Genomic DNA, 6,151 nt, shown 5'->3' with positions numbered 1-6,151 from the left:
GAAGCCGCCGCCGATCGGGCGCTCGGTGGCCTGCGACCAGCGCGGATGGTCCACCTCGGGGTTCACGTTGGAGTAGAAGCCATATTCGCGCGGGTTGGCCTTGTTCCACGAGGTCGGCGGCTCCTTGTCGGTGAGCGTGACCCGGACGATCGACTTGATCGACTTGAAGCCATACTTCCACGGCACCACCAGCCGCAGCGGCGCGCCGTTCTGGTTGGGGATGTCCTTGCCGTAGATGCCGGAGGCCAGGATCGTCAGCGGGTGCGTCGCCTCGTCGAGGCGCAGACCTTCGACATAGGGCCAGTCGAGCACCGGGTAGGCGACGCCGCGCATCTCGGCCGGACGGTAGAGGGTTTCGAAGGCAACGTACTTGGCGCCGGACTGGACCCCCGCCAGTTCCAGCAGGTCCGCCAGCTCGAAGCCGTTCCACGGAACCACCAGCGACCAGGCCTCGACACAGCGGAAGCGGTAGATGCGCTCCTCGATGGTCATCTTCGAGAGGATGTCCTCGAGCGCGTAATCGCCCGGACGGTCGACAAGCCCGTCGATCTTCACCGTCCAGGGCTTGGTGGTGAGGGCACCGGCATAGGCCTTGGGGTCGCCCTTGTCGGTGCCGAACTCATAGTAGTTGTTGTAGCTGGTGATCTCTTCCCAGCTGTTGGGCTTGAGCGCCGCGTCTCCCTCGGCATGGCCGCGCCCGGCAAGACCGGCCAGCGCGACCCCGGCCGCGCCGCCGATCAGCTGCCGGCGGTTCAGCCAGAGCGCCTCGTCGGTGACGTGATGGTCCTTGAGATCGCCTCTCCAGCGAAGCGCCATGGGATGTCCTCCTGCAAGCCTGTCCCGAGACGGGTTCGAGACAGACTAGCGGAGAACCGCCGATCCACAAAACCAAGCGTTGTCACGTTGCGGTGTCCCCTCTGTAACTTGGGCGCAGCTTGGAGAAGGGGATCGAGCTGCCGTCGGCCTGCACGATGCGCACGTGGCGGCGGCGCATCTGGCGCGGCTCGGACACGCCGACCGAGTGGGCGATGGTCTCGACTTCCTTGATCACCGCCTTGGCGTAGTTGGCGACCTTCTTGTACTTGTCCTCGACCACGAGACCCTTCTGCAGGCGCGGATCGTGGGTGGTGATGCCGGTCGGGCAGGTGTTGCGGTTGCACTTCAGCGCCTGGATGCAGCCCATCGAGAACATGAAGCCGCGCGCCGAGGTGACGAAGTCGGCGCCGAGGCAGATCGCCCAGGCGACGTCGGCCGGGTTCACCAGCTTGCCCGCGGCGACGATGCGGATGCGCTCCTTCAGCCCGTAGCGGTCGCGCAGGTCGACAATGCGCGGCAGCGCCTCGCGGATCGGCATGCCGACGAGGTCGATCAGCGGCATGGGCGCGGCACCGGTGCCGCCCTCGCCGCCGTCGATGGTGATGAAGTCGGGCGCGCTCTCGGAGCCGCGCTCGGCGATGAGCTGGAACATGCGCTCCCAGTCATCGGACGAGCCGATCACCGTCTTGAAGCCGACCGGACGGCCCGAGACCTCGCGGATGTGCACGATCATGTCGAGCAGGTCCTCGAAGTTGTCGATCTCGCGGTGGCGGTTCGGCGAGATGCCGGGCTGGCCGACCTTGAGGCCGCGGATCGCCGCGATCTCCTCGTTGACCTTCTCGCCGGGCAGGATGCCGCCCTTGCCGGGCTTGGCACCCTGCGCCAGCTTCAGCTCGAACATCTTGACCTGCGGGCGGGCACCCATGGCGGCGAGCTTGGCGTCGTCGATGTTGCCCTTCTCGTCGCGGATGCCGAACTTGGCGGTGCCGATCTGGTAGACGAGATCGCAGGCGCCGAGCTCGTGGAAGGGCGCGAGCCCGCCCTCGCCGGTGTTCAGCCAGATGCCGGCCTCGGCCGCGCCGCGGCTCAGCGCCTCGACCGCGGGACGCGAGATCGCGCCGTAGCTCATGCCCGAGATGTTGAAGATCGAGCGGGCGACGTAGGGCATCCGGGCATTCGGCCCGATCACCATGGGCTCGGTCACCGAGAACTGGTCGTCGAGCGGCGGGAAGACCGCGTTCACGAAGATCGGCGTGCCGGGGATGTTGAGGTTGCGGGTCGAGCCGAAGGCCACGGTGTTATCGCGGCCGGTGGTGGCGTGGTAGACCCAGTCGCGCTGCGCGCGGTTGAAGGGCATTTCCTCGCGGTCCATGGCGAAGAAGTACTGGCGGAAGAATTCGCCGAGCTTGGTGAACCAGCCGCGGAAGCGGCCGATCACCGGGTAGTTGCGGCGGATCGCGTCGCCGGTCTGGGTGGTGTCGATCAGGTAGAGAAGCACCACTGCCAGGACTGCAAAGCCGATGGCCACCAGGAAGACCAGTGCCAGGATTTGCAGGAGGTACATTGCCGCGCCCATTATTTCCTCGAAGTTCGTTGGATCGTGTCGGTTGCCGAAGCGGATTCGGCGGCATGGTTACAACGCCCTGCCGGGACAGCAAGGCGCGAATGCCCTTATTTTGGGCTGTTTGAAAACTGTTAGCGCAACATCCTGTGGATGCCTCTTCCGGCGGGACGTTTGCCTGCAAAAGCGCCGCCCGGCGGACCCTGCCCCGGCGATCTTTCCGCATCGCGCGGGGTGATCCGGTCGGCGTTCCGGCGCGTATCCCTGTGCATCGAGGCCAACCGGAGACGTTGCCGATGATCCGCATGACGTGCCAGCCCGCCTTCGCGGCGCTGAAGGGGCCCGGAAACCGGGAGCGGCGGACCCAGTGCCGCTGCCACGCGGAACCGGGCAAGGGCGTGATCCGCATGTCCGACGGGGTGCTGATGCCGCAGTGATCCTCCTTGCGGTGCCGGCCCCCCATCCCCCGCCGGCGCCCTGCGGTATCAGCGAGGGGGCGCGGCAGCCAGTGCCGCGCCCCCTCACTACGGGACGGCACGCCTGCCCGTCACAGAGAAAAGGCCCGCCGAACCGGCGGGCCTTTCGCTTGCTTTATATATGTGCCGCTCAGTGGACCACGGCATCGTCCGGGCGGGGCCGGTTGCTGGCGCCGATGCGGTCGCCGATGATCAGCCCGTCGGCCCCGGCGCTCACCGGCACGGTGTCGCCGTCGTGGATGTCACCGCCGAGGATCATCTCGGCCAGCGGATCCTGCAGCGCGCGCTGGATCACCCGCTTGAGCGGGCGCGCCCCGAAGACCGGATCGTAGCCTTCCTCGGCCAGCCACTTCTTCGCACCCTCGTCGAGCGTGAGCGTGACCTTGCGGGCCGCCAGCCGCTTGAAGAGCCGGGCGAGCTGGATCTCGACGATCCCGTCCATGTCGCCGCGCTTGAGCCGATCGAAGATGATCGTCTCGTCGAGACGGTTCAGGAACTCGGGGCGGAAGTGCGCCCGCACCGCGTCCATCACGTCGCGCCGCGCCGCGCCGCTGTCGGCACCTTCCGGCAACTGGCTGAGCGCCTGCGAGCCGAGGTTCGAGGTCAGCACGATCAGCGTCTGCTTGAAGTCCACGGTCCGGCCCTGGCCATCGGTCAGCACGCCGTCGTCGAGCACCTGCAGCAGGACGTTGAACACGTCCGGATGCGCCTTCTCGACCTCGTCGAACAGCACCACCTGGTAGGGGCGCCGCCGCACGGCCTCGGTCAGCACGCCGCCCTCGTCATAGCCGACGTAGCCCGGAGGCGCGCCGATCAGGCGGGCGACGGAGTGCTTCTCCATGAACTCCGACATGTCGATGCGCACCATCGCGTTGTCGTCGTCGAAGAGGAACTCGGCCACGGCCTTGGTCAGCTCGGTCTTGCCCACCCCGGTCGGCCCGAGGAAGAGGAACGAGCCCAGCGGACGGTTCTCGTCGTTGAGACCCGCACGCGCCCGGCGCACCGCGTTGGCCACGGCACGCACCGCCTGGTTCTGGCCGACGACCCGCTTGTGCAGCCCGTCCTCCATGCGCAGCAGCTTCTCGCGCTCGCCCTCGAGCATCTTGCTGGTCGGGATGCCGGTCCAGCGCTCGACCACCTCGGCGATCTGCTCGGGACGCACGGCCTCTTCGACCATGACGTCACCCTCGCCGCTCTCGGCCTGCTCGAGCTTCTTCTCGAGCTCGGGGATCTTGCCGTACTGCAGCTCCCCGGCGCGGGCGAAGTTGCCCTCGCGCTTGGCGATCTCGAGATCGGCGCGCAGCCGGTCGAGCTGTTCCTTGACGTCCCGCGCCGAGGCCAGCTTGTCGCGCTCGGCCTGCCACTTGGCGGTCATCTCGGCAGAGCGCTCTTCCTGCTCGGCCAGTTCCTTCTCGAGCTTCTCCAGCCGGTCCTTCGATGCCGCGTCGTCCTCGAGCTTCAGCGCCTCGACCTCGATCTGCATCTGCAGGATGTTGCGGTCGATCTGGTCGAGCTCCTCGGGCTTGCTGTCGACTTCCATGCGCAGGCGCGAGGCGGCCTCGTCCATGAGGTCGATCGCCTTGTCCGGCAGGAACCGGTCGGTGATGTAGCGGTGCGAGAGCGTCGCCGCAGCCACGAGGGCAGAGTCCGAGATCCGCACGCCGTGGTGCAGCTCGTACTTCTCCTTGATGCCGCGCAGGATCGAGATCGTGTCCTCGACCGTCGGCTCCTGCACCATCACCGGCTGGAAGCGCCGGGCCAGTGCCGCGTCCTTCTCGACGTGCTTGCGGTACTCGTCGAGCGTGGTCGCGCCGACGCAGTGCAGCTCGCCGCGCGCCAGCGCCGGTTTCAGCAGGTTCGAGGCATCCATCGCCCCGTCCGCCTTGCCCGCGCCCACCAGCGTGTGCATCTCGTCGATGAAGAGGATGATCTCGCTGGCGGCGGTCTCGACCTCCTTCAGGATGGACTTCAGCCGCTCCTCGAACTCGCCGCGGTACTTCGCCCCGGCGATGAGCGCACCCATGTCGAGCGCCAAGAGCCGCTTGTTGCGCAGGCTCTCGGGCACGTCGCCGTTGACGATGCGCAGCGCGAGGCCCTCGGCGATCGCCGTCTTGCCGACGCCCGGCTCACCGATCAGCACCGGGTTGTTCTTGGTCCGGCGCGAGAGCACCTGCATCGAGCGGCGGATCTCGTCGTCGCGGCCGATGATCGGGTCGATCTTGCCCTGCTCGGCGGCCTCGGTCAGGTCGCGCGCGTATTTCTTCAGCGCGTCGTAGCCTTCCTCGGCGGTGGCGCTGTCGGCGGTGCGGCCCTTGCGGATGTCGTTGATCGCCTCGTTCAGCTTCTGCGGGGTGATCGCCCCGGCCTCCAGCGCCTCCTTGGCGCCGCTGCGCTCGATGGCGAGGGCCATGAGGACGCGCTCGACGGGAACGAAGCTGTCGCCCGCCTTCTTCGCGATCTTCTCGGCCTCGTCGAGCACGCGCCCGGTGGCCGAGTCGAGGTACACCTGACCGGCGTCGCCCGACACTTTCGGCTGCTTGGCGAGTTTCTGTTCGAGGGTTTCCACCACCCGCTGCGGCGCGCCGCCGGCCCGGGTGATCAGGTTGCTGGCGAGCCCCTGGTCATCGTCCATCAGGGCCTTCAGCAGGTGTTCGGGAACCAGCCGCTGGTGGCCTTCCCGCATGGCGATGGTCTGCGCAGCCTGGATGAACCCGCGCGCGCGTTCCGTGAACTTCTCCAAGTTCATGCTGTCTCTCCTTCCACAAGCGCCCGTCTGGATTTGCCCCGCCTGCCAGGCAGCACGGGGACGTCTCGGGCCTCGGTCAAGAGATGGGCGCAGGCCCTGAACGGTTCAAGAACATCGCCGGTGAAAAAATGCCGCATCAGGGGCTTGGCCCGTTCCGGTCCCGGCTGGCGTCATCGTTGCTTAATCTCTTTGCCGCACCCTGTACGACGATCAACCCCGCCAGATGGCCCCTGGCAGCAGAAGGACGCAAGCCATGCATGTCGAGCGCGTCGAATTCGACGGATTCCAGCCGATGGTCCCGGGCGGCCCCGCGGGGGCCCAGGACCCGAGGGCCGAGCTCTGGCTCGAGGGGCCGGGCCCCGGCACCGTGTCGCTGATCGCCCGCGACGGGCAGATCCGCGTCTCGCTCAGCGCCGCCCCGGCCGAGCCGCGCCGCGCCCTGATCGCGGCGATCCAGCAGCTCTTGCGCATGCCGGAATACCGCGCCGGGGCCGAGCGGCTGACCTTCGCCCGGACGCTGCCGCTGCGCGGCCTCTACAAGCCGCGCTAGGC

The 6,151-nt window shown here is 67.8% G+C and carries 5 protein-coding genes (1 of these 5 cut by a window edge); 2 read left to right on the top strand and 3 right to left on the bottom strand.

The annotated features are described in order from the left end of the window. Positions 1 to 816, bottom strand: the 5' portion of a protein-coding gene (gene msrP, locus PVT71_RS07160; protein WP_353473821.1) for a protein-methionine-sulfoxide reductase catalytic subunit MsrP. Its footprint begins 93 nt before the window's first position; the window shows 816 of its 909 coding nt (coding positions 1-816); it begins with the start codon at positions 814 to 816; the stop codon falls past the left edge of the window. Between the two features lie 82 nt (positions 817 to 898). Further along, entirely contained in the window at positions 899 to 2,380 is a 1,482-nt protein-coding gene (locus PVT71_RS07155; protein WP_353473820.1) for an FMN-binding glutamate synthase family protein, read from the bottom strand. Between the two features lie 293 nt (positions 2,381 to 2,673). Between PVT71_RS07155 and PVT71_RS07150 the strand changes: the two genes are divergently transcribed. After that, positions 2,674 to 2,814 (top strand): hypothetical protein, encoded by a 141-nt coding sequence (locus PVT71_RS07150; RefSeq protein WP_353473818.1) that lies wholly within the window; start codon positions 2,674 to 2,676, stop codon positions 2,812 to 2,814. Positions 2,815 to 2,983: 169 nt separating this feature from the next. Here the strand turns inward: PVT71_RS07150 and clpB are convergent, their stop codons facing one another. Continuing rightward, a complete protein-coding gene (clpB, locus tag PVT71_RS07145) occupies positions 2,984 to 5,599 on the bottom strand; it encodes an ATP-dependent chaperone ClpB (RefSeq protein WP_353473816.1) in 2,616 nt (871 codons plus the stop codon). Positions 5,600 to 5,852: 253 nt separating this feature from the next. On the opposite strand from clpB, the gene PVT71_RS07140 reads away from it, so the two are divergent. After that, the gene (locus tag PVT71_RS07140) at positions 5,853 to 6,149 is read left to right on the top strand and encodes a hypothetical protein (protein WP_353473815.1); all 297 of its coding nucleotides are present in this window, start codon (positions 5,853 to 5,855) and stop codon (positions 6,147 to 6,149) included. The last annotated feature ends 2 nt before the right edge of the window (positions 6,150 to 6,151 follow it).

Origin of the sequence: Salipiger sp. H15, from assembly GCF_040409955.1 — a bacterium.
In the GTDB taxonomy this organism is placed as follows: domain Bacteria; phylum Pseudomonadota; class Alphaproteobacteria; order Rhodobacterales; family Rhodobacteraceae; genus Salipiger.
This window is presented reverse-complemented; position numbering and strand designations above follow the sequence as displayed.

Coding starts and splice junctions, on each gene's coding strand:
- PVT71_RS07155 (WP_353473820.1), bottom strand. CDS start 2,380: ATGTACCTCCTGCAAATCCTGGCACTGGTCTTCCTGGTGGCCATCGGC.
- PVT71_RS07150 (WP_353473818.1), top strand. CDS start 2,674: ATGATCCGCATGACGTGCCAGCCCGCCTTCGCGGCGCTGAAGGGGCCC.
- clpB (WP_353473816.1), bottom strand. CDS start 5,599: ATGAACTTGGAGAAGTTCACGGAACGCGCGCGCGGGTTCATCCAGGCT.
- PVT71_RS07140 (WP_353473815.1), top strand. CDS start 5,853: ATGCATGTCGAGCGCGTCGAATTCGACGGATTCCAGCCGATGGTCCCG.